General features: G+C 64.4%; 1 protein-coding gene. It reads right to left on the bottom strand.

The genetic code is table 11. The annotated features are described in order from the left end of the window. Window positions 1–71 precede the first annotated feature (71 nt). Window positions 72–979 (bottom strand): sigma-54 interaction domain-containing protein (locus tag OC610_RS28035; RefSeq protein ID WP_264432871.1); only part of this gene is annotated, 908 nt, incomplete at its 5' end.

The raw sequence follows: 979 nt of genomic DNA, 5'->3' as shown, positions 1-979 counted from the left end.
GGAGCGAGCTTGCTCGCGATGAGCGCAAAGCGCTTCAAATGAGAAGTCTATTTATAGAGAATCTCGTCTCTTTATTGGGACTCCGCGATCCCCAACGCCACCATCTTCTTGTACAGCGTCGACCGTCCGAGCCCCAATCGCTCGGCAGCCTCGATCACCCGCCCGCCGCATTGCGCGAGGGTGGTTTCGATCAGATGCCGGTCGAATCGGGCCCGGGCCTGGCTGAAGGTTTCCTGCGGCAACGGCTCCAGGCTGGGGATCGTCGCGCGCACGACCGGAGTGAAGGTGCCGATGGCGGCACGAATGTCGGTGGCGGTGAGCACCAGGTCGTCACTGAGCAGGGCCGCGCGTTCCAGGACGTTGCGCAATTCCCGGATGTTGCCCGGCCACGCATGCTGGCCCAGCAGGTCGAGGGCGTCGCGGTGCAATTCGTGCTGGCTGCGCAATTCTTCGAGGATCGCCTCGCTCAGGGCTGGCAGGTCATCCAGGCGTTCGCGCAGCGGTGGGACCTGGATCGGCAATACGTTGAGGCGGTAATACAGATCCGCACGGAATTCGCCGCGCTTGATCGCGGCTTCCAGGTCGGTGGAGGTTGCGGCGATCACCCGGACGTCGCTTTGCAGCACTTCGTTGGAGCCGACCGGTTCGTACTCCTTTTCCTGCAAAACGCGCAGCAGTTTGCTTTGCAAGGGCAGCGGCATGTCGCCGATTTCGTCGAGGAACAATGTCCCGCCCTGGGCGATTTGCAGCTTGCCGGCGCGGCCCTTGCGGTCGGCGCCGGTGAAAGCGCCGGGCGCGGTGCCGAAGAACTCGGCTTCCAGCAAAGATTCCGGAATGGCGGCGCTGTTGATGCTGACGAAGGCCTTGTGGGCACGCGGCGAGGCGCTGTGGATCGCCTGGGCCAGCAATTCCTTGCCGGTGCCGGTTTCACCGAGCAGCAGCACCGGCGAATCGGTGCTGGCGCTGCGTCGGGCGCGGC

This window comes from Pseudomonas agronomica (assembly GCF_025917275.1).
Taxonomy (GTDB): Bacteria; Pseudomonadota; Gammaproteobacteria; order Pseudomonadales; family Pseudomonadaceae; genus Aquipseudomonas; species Aquipseudomonas agronomica.
This window is presented reverse-complemented; position numbering and strand designations above follow the sequence as displayed.